Here is a 1,189-nt window from a genome sequence, read left to right as displayed (position 1 = left end):
GGCGTACATTATTACAGTTTTGGGCCTGATGGTGAGCTACGTTTGACGGGCGGCCAGAGTGGCGGATATGTTTTATAAATGTAAATCATGGGGTTATTAATAGGCAATAATCATGACAAAAAAACTAACCATCATTGCATTACTCATCAGTAGCGCACTAATTATATTTTTACTAAAAAGTTGTAATAATTACCTTTATAAAGACCGCATACAGGAAGAAAATGATCGTATTAACCCTACTGGTAATAGAGCGGTTTGCCTGCGGGTGGGTAAAATTTATCAGGATATGTACCCCTATACCATTCATTATCTTGAAGGGGAAATAGATCCTAACGATCCTTATGACAAAATCGCTGCTAATAACGAACTTAACTTAAAACTATCCCTTTATGCCAAAGAGGGATTATTTACCGAAGAGCTGGTCGGTCACGATGGCGACAAGCCACTATACCGCTATAATTTAACGGATGAAGGACGTAAATATCTTAGTAAAAAATGGGGGGGAACAAATTTCTGTTTTGGCAAAGTGGTGGTTGAAAAAATTGATAGGGTTGATGATCAAATGCAAGGGATAAGAATGGTGATTTTTTATTACCATATGGAAAACGTGCCAAACTGGATAAAAAATAAAGATATTTATAGTCTATATAAAGGCTATGGTGGTTTAGAGAAAGCCGTATTGGGGGGGAGTCCTAGGGGCGTACATTATTACAGTTTTGGGCCTGATGGTGAGCTACGTTTGACGGGCGGCCAGAGTGGCGGATATGTTTTATAAATGTAAATCATGGGGTTATTAATAGGCAATAATCATGACAAAAAAACTAACCATCATTGCATTACTCATCAGTAGCGCACTAATTATATTTTTACTAAAAAGTTGTAATAATTACATGTATAAAGACCGCATACAGGAAGAAAATGATCGTATTAACCCTACCGGTAATAGAGCGGTTTGTCTTGCTGTGGGCGAGCTGTATGCAGATATGTACCCCTATACCATTCATTATCTTGAAGGGGAAATAGATCCTAACGATCCTTATGACAAAATTAAGCAAAATAAAAGACTTAACTTAAAACTATCCCTTTATGCCAAAGAGGGATTATTTACCGAAGAGCTGGTCGGTCACGATGGCGACAAGCCACTATACCGCTATAATTTAACGGATGAAGGGCGTAAATATCTTGATAA

General features: G+C 37.8%; 2 protein-coding genes. Both read left to right on the top strand.

The genetic code is table 11. The features are described from left to right. Positions 1–112: 112 nt before the first annotated feature. Positions 113–775: a hypothetical protein gene (locus A9G44_RS04070; protein WP_065609300.1), complete on the top strand. Its 663-nt coding sequence runs from the start codon at positions 113–115 to the stop codon at positions 773–775. A 34-nt stretch (positions 776–809) separates the two neighbouring features. After that, the coding region (locus A9G44_RS04065) for a hypothetical protein (protein WP_143426306.1) at positions 810–1,189 on the top strand (380 nt) is incomplete at its 3' end.

This window comes from Gilliamella sp. Occ4-3, from assembly GCF_001690675.1.
GTDB classification, from domain to species: Bacteria; Pseudomonadota; Gammaproteobacteria; order Enterobacterales; family Orbaceae; genus Gilliamella; species Gilliamella bombi.
The sequence above is the reverse complement of the archived record's forward strand: the minus strand, read 5'-3'. Positions and strand labels throughout refer to the sequence as shown.

Coding starts and splice junctions, on each gene's coding strand:
- A9G44_RS04070 (WP_065609300.1), top strand. CDS start 113: ATGACAAAAAAACTAACCATCATTGCATTACTCATCAGTAGCGCACTA.